At 61.9% G+C, this 18646-nt stretch carries 13 protein-coding genes; 8 read left to right on the top strand and 5 right to left on the bottom strand.

The window, feature by feature from the left end; all coding sequences use genetic code 11:
* The first annotated feature begins 227 nt into the window (after window positions 1–227).
* Window positions 228–1535, top strand: a complete 1308-nt coding sequence (locus tag AC1MEM_RS24270) for an ISNCY family transposase (RefSeq protein ID WP_499474646.1) — start codon at window positions 228–230, stop codon at window positions 1533–1535.
* Window positions 1536–2120: 585 nt separating this feature from the next.
* Here AC1MEM_RS24270 and AC1MEM_RS24265 read toward each other — a convergent pair.
* Window positions 2121–3481, bottom strand: a protein-coding gene (locus AC1MEM_RS24265) for an IS3 family transposase (protein ID WP_499474645.1) whose coding sequence is annotated in 2 segments (ribosomal slippage) — window positions 2121–3002 and window positions 3005–3481 — 1359 coding nt in all. Because the reading frame shifts where the segments join, the coding sequence is not laid out codon by codon here.
* 216 nt (window positions 3482–3697) lie between these two features.
* Complete coding sequence (locus tag AC1MEM_RS24260; protein ID WP_499474644.1) at window positions 3698–5275, bottom strand: S8 family serine peptidase; 1578 nt, start codon at window positions 5273–5275, stop codon at window positions 3698–3700.
* Between the two features lie 119 nt (window positions 5276–5394).
* Here AC1MEM_RS24260 and AC1MEM_RS24255 point away from each other — a divergent pair, with 119 nt between their 5' ends.
* From AC1MEM_RS24255 to AC1MEM_RS24245, 3 genes are all read left to right on the top strand, one after another.
* A complete protein-coding gene (locus AC1MEM_RS24255) occupies window positions 5395–5568 on the top strand; it encodes a hypothetical protein (protein ID WP_499474643.1) in 174 nt (57 codons plus the stop codon).
* Window positions 5569–5629: 61 nt separating this feature from the next.
* The gene (locus AC1MEM_RS24250; RefSeq protein WP_499474642.1) at window positions 5630–6736 is read left to right on the top strand and encodes an S-(hydroxymethyl)glutathione dehydrogenase/class III alcohol dehydrogenase; all 1107 of its coding nucleotides are present in this window, start codon (window positions 5630–5632) and stop codon (window positions 6734–6736) included.
* Window positions 6737–6852: 116 nt separating this feature from the next.
* The gene (locus tag AC1MEM_RS24245) at window positions 6853–7503 is read left to right on the top strand and encodes a YggN family protein (RefSeq protein ID WP_499474641.1); all 651 of its coding nucleotides are present in this window, start codon (window positions 6853–6855) and stop codon (window positions 7501–7503) included.
* 185 nt (window positions 7504–7688) lie between these two features.
* Here the strand turns inward: AC1MEM_RS24245 and AC1MEM_RS24240 are convergent, their stop codons facing one another.
* Window positions 7689–9464: a DUF885 domain-containing protein gene (locus tag AC1MEM_RS24240; protein ID WP_499474640.1), complete on the bottom strand. Its 1776-nt coding sequence runs from the start codon at window positions 9462–9464 to the stop codon at window positions 7689–7691.
* Between the two features lie 179 nt (window positions 9465–9643).
* Here AC1MEM_RS24240 and AC1MEM_RS24235 point away from each other — a divergent pair, with 179 nt between their 5' ends.
* Both AC1MEM_RS24235 and AC1MEM_RS24230 read left to right on the top strand, forming a co-directional pair.
* The gene (locus AC1MEM_RS24235) at window positions 9644–11938 is read left to right on the top strand and encodes a TonB-dependent receptor domain-containing protein (protein ID WP_499474639.1); all 2295 of its coding nucleotides are present in this window, start codon (window positions 9644–9646) and stop codon (window positions 11936–11938) included.
* A 65-nt stretch (window positions 11939–12003) separates the two neighbouring features.
* The gene (locus tag AC1MEM_RS24230; protein WP_499474638.1) at window positions 12004–12198 is read left to right on the top strand and encodes a hypothetical protein; all 195 of its coding nucleotides are present in this window, start codon (window positions 12004–12006) and stop codon (window positions 12196–12198) included.
* A 131-nt stretch (window positions 12199–12329) separates the two neighbouring features.
* On the opposite strand, the gene AC1MEM_RS24225 is transcribed toward AC1MEM_RS24230, so the two are convergent.
* The gene (locus tag AC1MEM_RS24225) at window positions 12330–12662 is read right to left on the bottom strand and encodes a YnfA family protein (protein ID WP_499474637.1); all 333 of its coding nucleotides are present in this window, start codon (window positions 12660–12662) and stop codon (window positions 12330–12332) included.
* Window positions 12663–12813: 151 nt separating this feature from the next.
* On the opposite strand from AC1MEM_RS24225, the gene AC1MEM_RS24220 reads away from it, so the two are divergent.
* Window positions 12814–14907: a M13 family metallopeptidase gene (locus AC1MEM_RS24220; protein ID WP_499474636.1), complete on the top strand. Its 2094-nt coding sequence runs from the start codon at window positions 12814–12816 to the stop codon at window positions 14905–14907.
* 281 nt (window positions 14908–15188) lie between these two features.
* On the opposite strand, the gene AC1MEM_RS24215 is transcribed toward AC1MEM_RS24220, so the two are convergent.
* On the bottom strand, window positions 15189–15734 hold the full coding sequence (locus AC1MEM_RS24215) for an SRPBCC family protein (protein WP_499474635.1): 546 nt from the start codon (window positions 15732–15734) through the stop codon (window positions 15189–15191).
* Window positions 15735–16170: 436 nt separating this feature from the next.
* Here AC1MEM_RS24215 and AC1MEM_RS24210 point away from each other — a divergent pair, with 436 nt between their 5' ends.
* The gene (locus AC1MEM_RS24210; RefSeq protein ID WP_499474634.1) at window positions 16171–18483 is read left to right on the top strand and encodes a UvrD-helicase domain-containing protein; all 2313 of its coding nucleotides are present in this window, start codon (window positions 16171–16173) and stop codon (window positions 18481–18483) included.
* Window positions 18484–18646 lie beyond the last annotated feature (163 nt).

Below are 18646 nucleotides of genomic sequence, written 5' to 3'. Positions count from 1 at the left end.
GCCGAAGCGTCCTTTTTCGTTACAGTAGGGTGGAGTCCCGACTCCACGCGTTCGCCGCTCGAGACCACGCGACCTCGCTGGAATGAGGTCGGCAGCGCACCGTAGGGTGTGTAAGGGCAAAATAGTAATGTCCGGTTCTAGCAAAATAGAAATGTCCGATTTTGCTATCTCATTCAAGCTGTTGACTTCGAATATGTCGGAGTTGGGCGATGAGCAGAACCGGGAGCATGAACATGAAAGAAGTAGATCGGGGTAAGGTCATCAAGGCCTTGGTCGACAAGCAGATCAAGCCGGCAACGGCGGCGTTGCAGCTTGGACTGACGACGCGGCAGGTGCAGCGGCTGGCTAACCAATTTCGTGATGCCGGGCCAGCTGGGTTGATCTCGGCGCAGCGCGGTAAGGCTGGCAATCGCCAGCTGAAGCCAGGCTTGGCACAGCAAGCGTTGCAGTTGGTCCGGGACCATTACGCTGATTTTCCACCCACGTTCGCTTGCGAGAAGCTGGCTGAATGCCATGACGTGGTGCTCTCAAAGGAGACGCTGCGTCGCTTGATGATCGAGAGCGGTTTGTGGACACCACGCGACGCCCGCGCAGGCGTTTTGCATCAGCCTCGTACGCGGCGCGCTTGCCTGGGTGAGCTGGTCCAAATCGATGGAAGCCGGCATGATTGGTTCGAAGGCCGTGCTCCGCATTGCGCTTTGCTCGTGTACGTCGATGACGCCACTGGCCGGCTAATGCAACTGTATTTTGCCGAAACCGAAACAACCACCGGCTACTTCGAAGCCACGCGGCGCTACCTCGGGCGCCATGGCAAGCCTCGAGCCTTGTATGCCGACAAGGCTGCGGTATTTCGCTCGGCTGCGCAAAACCGCCATGCTCCGACGCAGTTTCAACGCGCTCTCGATGAGTTGGATATCGAGCTGATCTGTGCCAACTCTCCCCAAGCCAAAGGGCGGGTCGAACGCATGAATCGCAGTTTGCAAGCGCGCTTGACACGGGAACTGCGTCTGGCAAACATCAGCAGCATCGGTGAAGCCAACGTTTGGTGCGATAGCTTCGTTTGCCAATACAACGAGCGTTTTGAGCGACCAGCGCACAGCACGATCAATCTGCACCGCCCAGTCAGATCGAATGAAGATCTGTCCCTGATCCTGGCCCACCGCGAACAACGAAAACTGAGTGCCAAGTTGACGCTGCAATTTGAATCGAAGCGCTTTGTGCTTGTGGATTCGGCCGCTGCCAGGGCCCACGCTGGAAGCTCGGTAGCGCTCTACACCTTTGCCGATGGACGCATCGAAGTACGCGCAGGCACGCACCTGCTGCCGCATACGGTACAAGAATGCAACCTGACAGCGCGACACTTCATCGATGTCGACACCAAGACGATAGACCACACGCTCGATCAGCTGGCCGAGAAGCGCAAACGCAATCGTCCGTACCGTAATCCCACCGCCGCCGAGATCGCAGCCGGCGTCACCGCTGCCAAACAAACGAGCGCGCACAAAGTCGCATCCAAGTCGCCTCAACACTGCTAGGAATTGCCGAAAAAATCGGACATTTCTATTTTGCTGAAACCGGACATTTCTAATTTGCCTTTACAGGGTGGGCACTCGTGCCCACGCGGATCACCGGTCGAACAACCGCGCCCACAGTCAAACCAACAGCGTGTGCACGGCGTTCGGTTGACACGCCCAAACCGATGTCGCGTTACGCGGCAGCAAACATAAAAAGGACGCCGAAGCGTCCTTTTTCGTTACAGTAGGGTGGAGTCCCGACTCCACGCGTTCGCCGCTCGAGACCACGCGACCTCGCTGGAATGAGGTCGGCAGCGCACCGTAGGGTGGGCACGCGTGCCCACGCGGATCACCGGTCGAACAACCGCGCCCACAGTCAAACCAACAGCGTGTGCACGGCGTTTGGTTGACACGCCCAAACCGATGTCGCGTTACGCGGCAGCAAACATAAAAAGGACGCCGAAGCGTCCTTTTTCGTTACAGTAGGGTGGAGTCCCGACTCCACGCGTTCGCCGCTCGAGACCACGCGACCTCGCTGGAATGAGGTCGGCAGCGCACCGTAGGGTGGGCACGCTGAAGTGACCCCACAAAGTTGGACAGTTAAGTCTACGCAGCCAAGTGCTGAGTCCTGAATTGTACAGGGCTCAGCCCGCCGAGCTTGAGCTTGATGCGCTCGTGATTGTAGTAGTGGATATAGTCGACAATGCCGGCCTCTAACTGGTCGATACTGGCAAATTTGTTCAAGTAGAAAAATTCGGACTTGAGTACGCCAAAGAAGCTTTCCATAGCTGCGTTGTCATGACAGTTTCCCTTGCGTGACATGCTCTGCACCATGCCGCGTTCCTTGAGCATTTGGCGATAGGCCGTCATGCGGTACTGCCACCCCTGGTCGGAATGGAGCATCGGCTTGTCTGCCGAACCGAGTTTGGAAAACGCTTTTGTCAGCATCGACGTCACGAGCTCGAATGGTGGGCGCCTGTTCATCTCAAAAGCGACGATCTCACGGTTGTACAGGTCGAGCACTGGCGACAAATATAGCTTCTCGCCGGCGACGTTAAATTCGGTCACGTCCGTCACCCACTTCTCGTTCGGCGCCGTCGCTTCGAACTGGCGGTTCAATTCGTTCGGCGCCGCCTGGCCCACCTCGCCTCTGAATGACTTGTATTTCTTGGGTCTGACCAGCGACTTCAGTTTCAACACCCCCATCAGGCGCTGAACGGTCTTGTGGTTGACGTGCTGACCCAGCTGGCGGAGCGCGGCCGTGATACGACGGTAGCCGTAGCGGCCCTTGTGGCGTTCATACTCGGCCTTGATCATCGCCTTGAGCGGTTCGTACTTGTCGCCAGCCTTCTGCGCGCCGACTTGGAAATAAAAGGTGCTCCGTGCCAAGCCAATAAGCCTGAGCAAACCAGCAACTGGATACTGCTGCCTCAGTTCCTGCACTACTTGCGCTTTTTCGGCGTGGCCGATTTCTGCCGTGCTTGAACTAAGGCATCCAACTTTTTTAGGACTGCATTCTCCATGCGCAGGTAATCGAGCTCAACGAGCAATTCTTCCCGGCTGCGTGTGTCCTCGCCTGCAGGAACGACCGGCTTTGTTGGTATCGGTATTTTCTTCACTCGTCTTGTCGGCGGTAGCGTCAACGCTTTGACCCCGCCCTCTCGATATGCGCGCTCCCAAGTTCCTACTGTCGAATGACGGCGGATATCGAACTGGGCAGCGGTCTGGGTTATGGAAAGCCGATTTTCCCACATGTGCTGCAGCACCGACAATTTGAAATCGGCGTCATATCGGCTTCGCTTCTCCCTCAGTCCAGCATCGCCATGGAGCCGATAGGCCGTCACCCACCGCTCGACCAACGAGCGATTGGCCATACCGTGGCGCTGCGACAGGGCCCGATAGCCACCGCGACCAGACAAGTAATCTTGAACCACCGTGTGTTTGAACTGTTCTGTGTACTTCGACATACACCTCCCCAAAGTTGTGTCCAACTTTTGGGGGTCAGTTCACGCGTGCCCACGCGGATCACCGGTCGAACAACCGCGCCCACAGTCAAACCAACAGCGTGTGCACGGCGTTTGGTTGACACGCCCAAACCGATGTCGCGAGTTGGCCGATGGTGATCTGCCAACGAAAAAAAGGACGCCGAAGCGCCCTTTTTCCATTACAGCCTGAAGCAGTAATTACTTACCGCAGCCCAGCGACTTGATACGGTCGTAAGCAGCCTTGGCCTGCACCAGACCGTAGCCGTACTTGGTATCGCGGCCGGCCGTACCCAGGTCCAGCGCGCTGTTGTCGAGCGAGGTGCGGATCTGCTTGCCGGTACAGGTCGGGAAGTAGCTCCACACCAGCGCAGCGACAGCCGACACGTGCGGCGTCGCCATCGAGGTGCCGTCGTAGTAGGCGTAGTTCGATGCCTTGATGCCGACGGTGGCGCTCTGGCCCAGCTGGCCCTTCATCGCCGCGCCGTCGACGTCGGTCGCGGTGACCGACGGGATGGTGGTCACGGTGGTGCCCAGCGTGCCCCCGAAGGCGCCTGCCACGTTGTTGTACACCACGGCGCCGACGCCGCCGCTGGTCTGGCAGTTCGAGACTTTGGTCGCGAAGTCGACCGTGCCGCGGGCGATCAGGCAGACCTTGCCCGCCATTGCGCTGTTGACGGCGTCGCCGATGCCGAAATCGGCCAGCGGTGCGGTGGCGGTCTTGACCGGCGAACCTTCCATCGCGCCCGGCGCATAGGTCGACGCGCCGACCGTCAGCACGGCGTCCTGGCCCACGCCCATGGGCACGGTCGACAGCACGCCCACGCCAGGACCAGCCAGTTCGACCTTGGTGTTGTACTGCGAGAAGGTCGCCCACTGCTTGTTTTCGTCGACCGCGGCCACCGAGACCACGCTGGTGTAGCCGGCCGGGTAGGACAGCTTGGTGTTGGCGTCGTTACCGGCCGCCGCGATGGAGAGGATGCCGGCCGTTTCCAGCGAGGCGAAGGTATTTTTCTCGGTGATGTTCTGGGTCGGGCCGCCCAGCGACATCGAGATCACGTTGGCGCCGGCCGCCTTGCACTTGTTGGCGGCGGAAGCCAGGGTCGACGAATAAGCCCAGGCGTCCGGACCGAAGACCTTGACGATGTGGATTTTCAGCTGCTTGTTCGGGTTGACGCCGACCACGCCGGTGCCGCTGTTGTTGATGCCGGCGATGGTGCCGGCGACGTGGGTGCCGTGGTGGTTTTCGTCGGTGTACCACCAGCCGGTGCCGCTGTCGTACTCCCCGGTGAAGTTATTGCCGGACAGGTCTTCGTGGTCGCGGTTGACGCCCGAGTCGATAATGCAGACCTTGCGGTTGCCGGCGAGCGAGTCGCTCAGCTGGTCGGCCTGGACCATCTTGATGCCGTACGGGACCAGCTGGCCGCTGGTGTACGGGGTGCCGGTCGATGGGGTGGCCAGCGACAGCGGGTAACGCTTGGCGTCCTCCTCGACAAATTCGACGTTCGGGTTGTTTTCCAGGCCCTTGAGGGCGGCGCGCGGCACTTCGATGGCCATGGCATCTTCGTTGAAGATTTCGTGCTTGATCTTGCCTTTGAGACCACCGACCAGGGTCTTCAACAGGGCTTTTTGCCCTTTCTTGAACTTGACGATGACACGGGTGGTGTCGGTATCGGCAGGCTGGGCGGCGCCGGCGGTGTTGCAGAGGATGCCGGCCGCGACAGCGGTCAGGCACAGGCTAAGGATCTTGTTTGAAGCACGATTGGATCGTTGAATCATTTTTACTTCTCCGTATGAAAGCCTATCGAAATGCCGCGATTCTCTTGTCGCGTGCAGTTTTTATAAAACGCATGGTTGCCGTGATAACGGCCGAGCCAGTGTAGGCAGGAAGTGTATGTATGAGCAATGTCAATCCAATCGTGTTCACCATTGTTGCAACATTGCACTTGCGCACGATTGGAAACAATATGAACGATTTCAAATGGTGCTATATTTTTGTCCCCCTGCAATGTGCAAACGCAGCATTTTTGACCCATGAGACGGGCGGCAGGGATGTTCCGGGCTTGGTATGATGGCAAACCCGCGCAGCCCGGTGCTGGCGCGTTCATTCATCCAAGTAACAGGAAATACCCCATGAAAACCAAGGCAGCGATTGCGTGGAAGGCGGGTCAGCCGCTGACGATCGAGGAAGTCGAACTCGAAGGCCCGAAGGCGGGCGAAGTACTGGTCGAAGTCAAGGCCACCGGCATTTGCCACACCGATTACTACACGCTCTCCGGCGCCGACCCGGAAGGGCTGTTCCCGGCCATCCTCGGCCATGAAGGCGCGGGTGTCGTCGTCGACGTCGGCCCGGGCGTGACCAGCCTGCGCAAGGACGACCACGTCATTCCGCTCTACACCCCGGAATGCCGCCAGTGCAAATTCTGCCTGTCGCAAAAGACGAACCTGTGCCAGGCGATCCGCTCCACGCAAGGACGCGGCCTGATGCCTGACGCTACTTCCCGTTTCTCGCTCGACGGCAAGCCGATCTTCCACTACATGGGCACCTCGACCTTCTCGAACTACATCGTGGTTCCGGAAATCGCACTGGCCAAGGTGCGTAACGACGCGCCCTTCGACAAGATCTGCTACATCGGCTGCGGCGTCACCACCGGCATCGGCGCCGTGATCTTCACGGCCAAGGTGGAAGCGGGTGCGAATGTCGTCGTGTTCGGCCTGGGCGGCATCGGCCTGAACGTGATCCAGGCAGCGAAAATGGTAGGCGCCGACAAGATCATCGGCGTCGACCTCAACCCGGCCCGTGAAGAGATGGCGCGCAAGTTCGGCATGACCCATTTCATCAATCCGACCCAGGTCGAGAACGTGGTGGACAGTATTGTCCAGATCACCGACGGCGGCGCCGACTATTCCTTCGAGTGCATCGGCAACGTCAAGACCATGCGCCAGGCGCTCGAGTGCTGCCACAAGGGCTGGGGCCAGTCGATCATCATCGGCGTGGCCGAAGCGGGCGCCGAGATCTCGACCCGTCCGTTCCAGCTGGTGACGGGCCGCGAGTGGAAGGGTTCGGCCTTCGGCGGCGCGCGCGGACGCACCGACGTGCCGAAGATCGTCGACTGGTACATGGAAAACAAGATCAACATCGATGACCTGATCACCCACCACCTGCCGCTCGAGCGCATCAACGAAGGCTTTGATTTGATGAAGTCGGGCGAGTCGATCCGCTCGGTCGTGGTCTACTGATTACGACGCTTTAACGACGCCTGTTCCGCGAAAGCGACCGTTCGTCGCATCCCGCGGGCAGGCGGCTGCCGCTTCTTCTACATTGGTCTCCATCGACAACCGTCCTGGAGACCATCGTGCCGCAAGCCCGCTTTCCTTCCGCATCCCGCACCCTCCGTCAGGCACTCCTGCTGGGCGCCACCCTTGCCGCCTGTGCCGCACCGCTCCTGAACGTGCACGCCGCACCATCGTCGGACGGCCTGGAGGCGGTGCGCAGCATGCACCGCAGCGAAGGCGGCGAGCCCTACGCCCTGGTACGCCCGGGTTCGCGCCTGAGCATGACCGGTGACATCGACGGCAACGCCGACCTCGACGCCGTCAAGCGCAAGGTGAAGGGCGAATTCTTCTGGTTCCGCAAGGACGGCAAGGAATACATCGTGCAGGACGCGGCCACTCTCGAACGCGTGCGCCAGGCCTGGGCGCCGCTGGAAAAGACCGGCGCCGAGATGGAAAAGCAGGGCAAGGAAATGGGCCGCCACGGCGCGGCCATGGGCGGCTACGGCAGCAAGATGGCACTCGCCGCCGTGACCTTCAACCAGGCGAAGATGGAAGCACTCGGCAAGCAGATGGAAGAAGCCGGCAAGCCGATGGAGGCGCTCGGCGAGAAGATGGAAGTGCTGGGCAAGCAGATGGAAGCCCAGCAGAAGGAGGCCGACCGCACGACGCGCGGCATCATCAATGAATCCGTTACCGCTGGCACCGCACGTCCGGCGCCGCGCAACAGCTGATCCATTGTTGACCGCTGTGTAACGTAGGGTGGGCTCTCGAGCCCACGCGTTCACCATTTGCAAACCTGCGGCATGCATTGGGGCCGCAGTGCTTCATGCGGTGATCCGCGTGGGCACGAGTGCCCACCCTACGTTACCTCGGCGTCAACATAAATATTTGGCGCGAGAGGTGCATTGGAACGAACCTATTTCCCCTGCGTCGGCACGAACTCCTCCATCACCGCCTTGCGCAGCAGCTTCGGCGGCACCAGGCCCTGGGCCAGCACGAAGTCATTGAACTTCTGGCGATCGAATTTGCCGCGTAGCGCCACCTCGGCCGCCTGGCGCGTCTCCATCAAACGTTGGTAGCCATAGAAATACGAGGTCGCCTGCCCCGGCGCGCGGAAGGTGTAGCGCTGCATCTCCTGCGTCGCTATGCCTTCCGACAGCCCGACGTCGCGCATCAGAAAGGTCTTGACGCCGTCCGGCGTAATTTCGCCCAGGTTCACCATCGGGTCGAGGAAGGCGCGCGCCGCGCGCATGGCGCGTGCCTGCAGCGCGAACAGCTGGCCGTCGAGCGGCTCGTAAGGCTGCATTTCCGCTTCCGCATACAGCGCCCAGCCCTCGACGTTGACGCTGTTGAACGCAAACACGGCGCGTGCAGTGGAGACGCCGGTCTCGATCATCTTCGCGAACTGCAGCTCGTGGCCGGGACGCGCTTCGTGCGCCGTGATCGACCAGGTGCCCGACTGGTGGGTGAAATCGTCGAACACCAGGCGCTTGCCGCTGGCTTCGGGCGGCATGCCGGTGGTCAGCACGAACTCGCCGTACTCGCCCGTGTTGCCGATCAGGCGGGGAGGGCTCATGTGCGGCGCTGGTTGCGCCGCGTTCTCGGCCATCGAGGCCAGGCGGATCACGGCCTTGCGCGCCGGGAGCGTGACGATATGCTGCTCGCGCACCGCCGACTCGATCGCGGCCAGGCGCTCGGCGTACAGCGGCATCACCTGCTCCGTCGGGATCTGCTGCTTTTTCAGCTCCGCCATCACGGCGCGGTAGTCGGCATCTTGAAAGCCGCGTTCGCGCGCGATCAGGTTCGACGTGATCTGCATCTGGTTGCGGATTTCCGCGAACGAGGTCAGCGCCTTGGCGATCATTTCCTGCGGCCCGATGTCGACGCCGAAGTTCTTCAGGTTGTCGGCATAGACTTCCGGCGGCAGGCGATGGTCGCTGCGGGCGCGCGGCAGCATCTCGGTTTTCAGGCGCGCGTTGTAGGCGACGAGCTGCTTTTCGAGCGTGTCGAAGCGGCTTTCCCAACCCTTCAATTCGCTTTTCGCCAGCAGTTCGCGCATCCCTTTCAACAGGGTCGGGCCGTCGTTCAGGGCCTGGTCGATCTCGCCCTTGTAGGGGCCGAGCAGGTTCTTGTTCGCCTTCAGGCGTTCCTGCAGCCGCTCGTGCGCCAGTTCCGTCACCGGCCGATAACCCTTGGCCAGGCCCGCGTATTTATCCAGCCGAACCAGCAATGCCTGCTGGCGCGCCTTCGGGATGCGCGGGTCGAGCGTGGAACGTACGACGCCAAAGATCATGCCGGTCAGGTCGTCGAAGGGCATGAAGTAGTGGCGCTGCAGGGCGCTGGTCTTGATGCTGTCCTGCGCCTTGTCGATCAGGATCTGCAGGTCCTGCTTCACCTTCGAGTCGGTCTCGGTACGCATGCGCTTTTGCAGCTCCGCGATGGCGGCGCGCAGGTCGCGGTTGTTCGCATCGAACTGGTCGCGCGACATGTCCGTGATCTGCTCGTCATAGCCGTCCACGCCCAGGGTACTCGCGCTTTCGGGCGAATATTTCGCCAGCACGTTCAGCAGCACTTTGGCGTTGTCGTTGCTTTTCGTGACCCAGGCGGGCTCGGCGGCAGCGGCGGGCAATACCAGCGCGGCGGCCAGCAATGTGGAGAGGACGGTTCTGCTGAAGGCACGGGAAGTCGGCATTGCATTCCTTTGTAATGGATGGCGAAAGTGGGCGATCGTGGCGCAGGCCATAGTATGCCTTGCTCACCGCTCCCTGCGGCCGCGAACGCAGTTTGAAACAAGCCGTTACCAAATCGTGGACGCCGGAAAGATTATTCGCCCGGGACGCATGCGACAATCCCGCTCAACCAAACTCTGCAATGCCACCGCCTATCCCGATGCCTGCCGCCCGCCGCCCCGTCTTTGCTTCCCGTCATCGCCGCCCGGCGCAAACCGCCATTGCCCTTGGCGCACTGCTCCTCTGCGTATCGGCCGCCGCGCAGCAAGCAGCCTCCGCTGCTACCCCGGGGCCCGAGCAGAACCAGGCCACGGCGGACGCTCCTGCGACTGTCTCGGTGACCGCCAAGCGCGCCTCGAACCGGATCGACCGCCAGGTCTACGATGTGCAATCCGACCCGGCCAGCTCGAACGACACCGTGGCCGACACCCTGAACAAGGTGCCCTCGGTGGCGGTCGACGCCGATGGCGCGGTGACCCTACGCGGCAAAAGCAATGTCCAGATCTATGTCGACGGCAAGCCTTCGGCCATGATGCAGGGCGATAACCGGGCCGCGGCGATCAATGCCTTGCCGGCGGCCGACCTCGAATCGGTCGAGGTCATCAACAACCCGGGCGCCCAGTTCGGCAACGAAGGCGGCGGCGGCCCGATCCTGAACCTGGTGATGCGGAGAGAACGCACGCCCGGCGGCTTTGCCGCGGTCAATGCCAACCTCGGCACCGAGGGCCGCTACAACGCCAACAGTTTCGGCAGCTATACGACCGGCCGCATGAGTGCGCAGGGCGGCGTGTACGTCCGCAGCGACAAGCGCGAATCGACCGGCGAAACGGTGCGCGAACGGATCGACCCGGCCACCGGCGCGGTCGCGCGCAGCACCCAGGCATCGAGCAGCGACACCGACAATAAAACCATCGGCATGACCGGATCGCTGAGCTACAACCTGGGCGACAAGGATGTGGTCGCCGCCACCGTGATGGCCTCCGGCACCGGCAGCGATACCGCATCGAGCGAGCTGTACCACAGCACGAACCCGGCCGGCCTGGCCGACAGCGACTACCTGCGCCAGGGCGCGCGCGACGGTCGCAGCCGCAACTACAGCCTGTCGACACGGCTCGACCACAAGGGCGACACGCAGGGTGAACTGTTCAAGATGGACTTGCGCCTGTCCGGCGCCAGGACCGAGGGCGACCTGCGCAACGCCACCGATTACACGGTGCGCCCCATCAATGCGCAGGCCGCACGCACCCACCAGGACAACCTGAGCGAAAACCGCATCGCCGATTTCACGGGCGACTACGAGCTGCCGGGAGAACGCGGCATTTTGAAACTCGGCTACAAGCTGGCGCGCACCAGCAGCGTGTTCGACAACGCGTACTTCGACGTCGACGGGGCGACGCTGGCCGAGCGCGTCAACGCCGGCCGCACCAACCGCTTCGAACTCGACGAGACGACGGCGGCCCTGTACGCCTCCTACCAGTGGCGCATCAACAGCCGGTGGGGCGTGCTGGGCGGCCTGCGCGCCGAGTACACCGATGTCGACATGTTCCAGGCGACCACGAATGTCCATGCCGGCAACAATTACCTGGACGCGATCCCGAGCGCTTTCGTCACCTATGGCTGGTCCGACGACACCACGCTGCGCTTCAGCTACGCGCACCGCATCCGTCGTCCGGGCGCGGGCGACCTGAATCCGTTCGTCGTGTACCGCGATGAGTTCAATGTTTCCTCGGGCAACCCGGAACTGCGGCCGAGCGACTCCGATTCGATCGAGCTCGGCCTCGAAACCAAGCTCGGCAAAGTCGACACGAATGTCCGCCTGTACGCCCGGCGCGATACCGACCTGATTTCCGAACGGCGCTTCTTCCTGGCCGACAATGTCTTGCTGACGACGAAAGAAAATGCCGGCAGCAATAACTCCGGCGGCCTCGAATTCACCTTCGGCGGCAAGGTGACGGATAAACTGAGCATCAACGCCAGCGGCAACCTGGGCTATGCCGAGCAGAGCGTGCTTGGCAGCGCCAGCGGCGACAAGCGCACCGCGACCTCGCTGAGCGGCCGCGCCCGCCTCGGCTACCAGGTCAACCGCGACAACCAGCTGACCCTGGTGCTCAACGCGCAGGGCAAGACCCTGTTCGGCGAAGGCTACCGCCAGCCGAGCCGTACGGCCGACCTCAACTACCGCCACACGCTGAGCCCGGCGCTGTCGCTGGTGGTGAACGTCAACGACCTCTTCGATTCGCAGAAGATCGAATCGATCACCGAGACCGACCGCCTGCGCGAGTACAGCATCCGCCGCTTCAACGGCCGGACCTTCTTCGTCGGCCTGTCCTACCGCTTCGGCAGTTTCGGCGGCAAGGGCCAACGGCAGGGCCGGCCGGGCGGCGGGCCGGGCATGCACGGGGCGGGCGGGTTTGGCGGCGGAGGCGGGCGGGGTTAGTTGGGCGCCGCCGAAAGCGCTCCTGTGCCAGACTTGGGTATCGAACGACTAGCCAGGAGCACAGCATGAGCAACGAACAAGCCAGGCAAGAGCAGAAGGACGACAAGGCTGCCCAGCCGCAGCCGCAGGATGCGCAGCCCGCCGCGCAGACGCCCGCAGACGTATTCGACGGCCTCAAGAACAAGAAGCCGGAAGAACTGACCGCGGAGGAGTTGCGCCTGATGGCAGACACGATGCCCGGGGAAGGGCCGGGCGACTGAGGCCCTGCTGCCGGCGCCGGAGCCATGCGGTTGCAGGCGATCAGAGGTATTCGTAGGGTGCACTCGCGAGTCCACGCGGTACAAGGCCAGCACATCGGCAATGCCGCGCGCAGCCCCGCAAGGCGCTTGCGTTAGCCGCGCGGCTGCAACGCAATCACCGCCATCCCGGCCAGCGCCAGCGCAGCACCGCCCACGTCCCAGCGGCTGAGGTGAACGCCGTCAACAAATCGCAGCCACAGCAGGGCGACCGCGATGTACATCCCGCCATAGGCCGCATAGGTGCGGCCGGCGGCAGCCGGGTGCAGGGTCAGCAGCCAGGCGAACAGCGCCAGCGAGGCGGCCGCCGGCACCAGCAACCAGAGCGGCTTGCCGCCTTTGACGACCAGCCAGGGCAGGTAGCAGCCGACGATTTCAGCGAGGGCGGTGAGGGCGAACAGAAGAGCGAGTTTGATCAGTTCCGGCATGCGAGTCAGGGAATGGTGACGCACCAGTGATAAGCGTTGCCAGATCATACTAGAGCGCAGGAACCTGCATGCCCTGATCCCTCGCTCGTCAATATTGCTTTAGCAATATTTGTATGTCAGCATGGAGAATCACTTTCTGCGGAATTCATCCATGCACCAGCTCACCCGACTCGCCCTTGCCAGCGCGCTTGCCTGCAGCGCTGCCGTCGCCTGCGCCCAGGCCACCCAGGCCCCGCAGTCTACCCAGCCGGAACGCCCGGCCACGACCTTCCCCTACACACCGGGCCTGGACGTCAGCTCGATGGACAAGACGGCCGACCCCTGCGTCGACTTCTACCAGTACGCCTGCGGCGGCTGGATGAAGAACAACCCGGTCCCGGGCGACCAGGCGCGCTGGTCGGTGTACAGCAAGCTGGCGCAGGACAACCAGCGCTATCTGTGGGGCATCCTCGATGGCCTGGCGAAACAGAAGGAAGGCCGCAGCAGCACCCAGCAAAAGATCGGCGACTATTTCGGCGCCTGCATGGACGAGGGCGCGATCGCCAAACGCGGCGCGGAACCGCTGCAACCCTACCTTAAACAGATCGACGGCATGGCCTCGATCCACGAACTGCCGCGCGTGCTGGCCGGACTGCAACTTGCCCTGTCCGATGACGCTTTCTTCTTCGGCTTCAGCTCGAACCAGGATTTCGGCGATTCGACCCGCGTGATCGCCTTTGCCACCGGCGGCGGCCTCGGCTTGCCGGACCGCGACTATTACCTGAAAACGGATGCACGCTCGAAGGAGCTCCGCGCCAAGTACGAAGCCCACGTGGCGACCATGTTCGGCCTGATCGGCCAGGCGCCGGAAGCCGCGCAGCGTTCGGCCGCCACCGTGATGCGCATCGAGACTGCCCTGGCGCAGGCTTCGCTGACGCGCGTCGACAAGCGCGATCCCTATAAACTGTTCCACAAGACCGGCCTGAAAGGCCTGCAGGCAATGACGCCCGGCTTCGACTGGAAGACCTACCTGGGAGCCATGGGCCAGCCGGGCTTGACAACCTTCAACGTCACCGAGCCGAAGTTCTTCAAGGCCTTCGGCAAGCAGCTGCGCGCGAACGACCTGGCGGCCGTCAAAACCTATCTGCGCTGGCATGTGCTGAAGGAACTGTCGCCGGCGCTGGCGCCGCAGTTCGACGAGCCGCATTTCGCCTTCTTCAGCCACACCCTGCGCGGTGTCGAGCACCAGCCGCCGCGCTGGAAGCGCTGCGTGCAGCTGGTCGACCATCAGCTCGGCGAAGCGCTGGGCCAGGAATTCGTCAGCCGCGCATTTTCTCCGGAGCTGAAAGCGAAGTCGCTCCACATGACGCGCCAGGTGGAAGAGGCGATGGCGAAGGACATCGAGTCGCTCGAGTGGATGAGCCCGGACACGAAGAAGCGTGCGCGCGAAAAGCTCGACACCATCGTCAACAAGATCGGCTATCCGGACAAATGGCGCGATTACTCCGCGTTCGAGGTGCGCGCGAACGATTTCAGCGGCAACGTCGTACGCGGCACGCAGTTCGAAAGCCGGCGCCGCCTCGCCAAGATCGGCAAGCCGCTCGACCGCAGCGAGTGGCAGATGACGCCGCCGACGGTGAACGCCTATTTCGATCCGCAGATGAACGACATCAATTTCCCGGCCGGCGTGCTGCAGCCGCCGCTGTTCGACCCAAAGATGGATGACGCGCCGAACTACGGCAACACGGGCGGCACCATCGGCCATGAGCTGACCCATGCGTTCGACGACGAAGGCCGCCAGTTCGACGCCAAGGGGAATCTGAAGGATTGGTGGACGAAGAAGGACGGCAAGGAATTCACCGACCGCGCGGCGTGCATCGTCGACCAGTACGCAGGTTACACGGTGGTGGACGACATCAAGATCAACAGCAAGCTGACATTGGGCGAAGACGTGGCGGACCTGGGCGGCCTGATCCTCGGCTGGATGGCCTGGAAGACGCAGATGGCGAGCATGCCGCAGCAGGCCCAGCCCCAGCCGCCGCGGGATGGCATGACGCCCGAGCAGCGCTTCTTTGTCGGCTACGCACAATGGGCCTGCGAAAACGACCGTCCGGAAAACCTGCGCGTGACTGCCATGACCGATCCCCATTCGCCGGGCAAGTACCGCGTGAATGGTGTCGTGATCAACATGCCGGAGTTCGAAAAGGCGTTCGCGTGCAAGCCGGGCCAGCCGATGGCGGCGGTCAAGCGTTGCCGGGTTTGGTAAGGGGGCGGACGGGCGGGTGAAATCGACTCCGCGATCGTGCACGATGTAGTTGAACGCGTGGGCGGCAGAGCCGCCCACGCTACATCCTGCTGCAGTTGCCGGCGGTATTCTGGGACGTAGGGTGGGCGGGTCTCCCGCCCACGCGTTCAACCAGCGCTGAAACAGCCCAGCTGCCAATCTCACCGCACCACGTACAAACAATCAAGCCCGACAAACCATCGCTGGCCTGCCGGGCTGTTTGCCCTTGCACCATCGGTGGCAATCATTGCCACCCAGCGCGATCAATGCTGGCTGATCTTGCCGCGCCACGCCCCGGTTTCAGAACCGCGCTTCTCCAGCATTTCCTTGTAGTTCGACAGGTTCGCACGCGTTTCCATGCGCACCGCCCCCAAGGCATCGCCGATCGCTTCGAGCACGCCGTCCGGCTGGTAATCCATCTGCAGCGTGACGCGCGTCACATCCTCCGAGAGCTTGTGGAAGGTCACCACGCCGGCATGGTGCACGCCGCCGATGCTGCGCCAGGCGATGCGCTTGTCCGGGATCTGCTCGGTAATTTCCGCATCCCATTCCTTGTCTTCACCGGCGATATTCGCCTTCCAGTGCAGGCGCTTGTCGTCGAGCTGGCGGATTTCCTTGACGCTCTTCATGAACTGCGGAAAGTCCTCGAACTGGGTGAACTGGTTGTAAGCCGTGCGCACTGGCACATTCACTTCGATGGCCTCGATGATCGACGAGTCCCCGTTCGAACCACGGTTCTTCTTCATTTGCTTCGACAGCATCATTCCGCCGACTGCAAGTGCGGCGACAGTCACGACTCGGTTTAGCATGTGTTTCTCCTTTGGCAAGCACTGGGCCCGCACGCAAGCTCACGCACAGGACCCTGTTGAACATGGTTGGGTCATCATGGATCACGCGGTAGTCCGCGTATTTGTCGTTAAGTTAAGCGAATTTCTGAACAGGTGGCGCGCGGGAGAGTTGCGCGCTGTTACTGCTGAGTTAAATGAAGTTGTCGAAATATGGAATGTTATTTTTAATTTTTGACTGGAAATTGCTCATGCTTTGCGCATGAGAAATTGACGAATTTACGGGTAGGGAAGATCCTCGTCCGATCGGCAGGACGGTCAGGGGGCACAGGGGAAGCCCGGCAATGAGCTGAAATAATCTTTCAATTTGCGTGAATTTCTGAAAGATTCTGTCGTTACTCGACATTTTCTACGCGAGACTGGATGGGCATACAGTAAATCCCGGCGGTATAATGGCCGCATGAATCTCCTTCACAACCTCAATCCCGAACAATTGGCAGCCGTTACGCTGCCCTCACAAAGCGCGCTGATCCTGGCCGGCGCCGGTTCGGGCAAGACCCGCGTGCTGACGACGCGCATCGCCTGGCTGCTCCAGACCGGGCAAGTCAGTCCGGCCGGCATCATGGCGGTGACGTTCACCAACAAGGCGGCGAAGGAGATGTTGACCCGCCTGTCGACCATGCTGCCGGTAAACACGCGCGGCATGTGGATCGGCACTTTCCACGGCCTGTGCAACCGCCTGCTGCGCACGCATTACCGCGATGCGGCGCTGCCGCAGTCGTTCCAGATCCTTGACTCGCAAGACCAGCTGTCGATGATCAAGCGCTTGCTGAAAGCCGCGAATGTCGACGATGAGAAATATCCGGCCAAGAACCTGATGTACTTCATCAACAATGCGAAGGACCAGGGACTGCGCGCAGGCCAGGTCGAGGCCTATGACCCGATCGAACGCAAGATGGTCGAGCTGTATGAGCTGTACGACCAGCAATGCCAGCGCGAAGGCGTGGTCGACTTCGCCGAACTGCTGCTGCGTTCCTACGAGCTGCTGTCGCGCAACGCGCCCTTGCGCCAGCACTACCAGATGCGCTTTAAACACGTGCTGGTCGACGAGTTCCAGGATACCAACGACCTGCAATACAACTTGTTGAAACTGCTGGCCGGACACGGCGAGCAGGTTGGCGGCGCGATCTTCGCCGTCGGCGACGACGACCAGAGCATCTACGCCTTCCGTGGCGCGAACGTCGGCAACATGTCGGCTTTCGAACGCGATTTTCATGTCAAGAACCTGATCAAGCTGGAGCAGAACTACCGCTCGCATGGCCACATCCTCGACAGCGCGAACTACCTGATCGCCAACAACACCAAGCGTCTCGGCAAGAACCTGCGCACGGACGCGGGGCAGGGCGAGCCCGTGCGTATCTACGAAGCGTCGTCCGACCTCGAAGAAGCGCAGTGGATCATCGAGGAATCAAAAAGCCTGATGGCCGAAGGCCTGGCGCGCAAGGAAATTGCCATCCTGTACCGCTCGAACGCGCAAAGCCGCGTCATCGAGCACGCGCTGTTTGCGGCCGGCATTCCGTACACCGTGTATGGCGGCCTGCGCTACTTCCAGCGCGCCGAGGTCAAGCATGCGATTGCCTATCTGCAGCTGATGGACAATCCGCACAACGATTCCGCTTTCCTGCGCGTCGTAAATTTCCCGACGCGCGGCATTGGCGTGCGCTCGATCGAGCAGCTGCAAATGGCGGCTGATACCTACCGGGTCTCGCTGTACGCGGCCGTGCCCTACATGACGGGCAAGGCCGGCACTTCGCTCGGCGGCTTCGTGAAACTGATCGAGGGCGCGCGCTTCGAGACCCAGCAGCTGGCGCTGCCGGAGATGGTGCGCGTCGTGCTCGAGCGCAGTAATTTGCTCACGCATTACGGGAACGAAAAAGAAGGCGCCGACCGCATCGAAAACCTGGAGCAGATGGTCAACGCGGCGACCCAATTCGTTCAGGAAGAAGGTTTCGGGCAATACGCGCCGGCCCACCTGGGCCCGGCGTCCACGGCGCAGGCCGACGAGGCGGTCGTCTACCAGGACGGCATCGAGATCATGGATGCCGACGCGCCACTGCCGTCGGTCATGTCGCCGCTGTCCGCCTTCCTTGCCCATGCATCACTGGAAGCGGGGGATGCGCAAGCCCAGGCGGGGCAGGACGCAATGCAGTTGATGACGGTGCACTCGGCCAAGGGCCTGGAGTTCGACGCGGTGTTCATTACGGGCCTGGAAGAGGGCCTGTTCCCGCACGAAACCAGCGCCCGCGAGGCCGACGGCGTCGATGAAGAGCGGCGCCTGATGTACGTGGCGATCACCCGCGCGCGCAAGCGTTTATACATGAGCTTTACGCAGCAGCGCATGCTGCACGGCCAGACCCGTTTCAACATGAAGTCGCGCTTCTTCGACGAGTTGCCTGAAGAAGCCCTGAAATGGCTGTCGCCGCGGGTGCAGAGCCATTGGTTCGCCAACAAGAAAGCGCCCAATGCCTGGGATGACGCCGCCTTCCGCAATGCCGGCAGCGACAACAAGATCGCCGCGCAGATCACGCAGAAGTCGGGCGGCGGCTCGGGCTGGCGCATCGGCGAAGCGGTGGCGCACGCCAAGTTCGGAGAAGGCGTGATCGTGAATATCGAAGGCGGCGCCGGCGCCGCCCGCGCGCAGATCAATTTCGGCGCGGCCGGGATGAAGGTGCTGGATTTGTCGGTGGCGAAGCTGGAGCGGATTGCCCGCTAAGGGCGGTGCGGGGTAATGCTCGCAATGGTGGTTCACGACAAACATGGTTAATCGTAGGGTGGGCACCCCGTGCCCACGCGGAACGATGCGTCATGTTGACCGAATTTTGCCCGACCGGTACACATTGTGATGCGGCGTGCCGTGATCGATCGGAACGTTTCAA

It is taken from the genome of Telluria sp. AIW5 (genome assembly GCF_056680575.1).
Note: the sequence above shows the minus strand (reverse complement) of the source record. Positions and strands in the feature narration are given on the sequence as shown.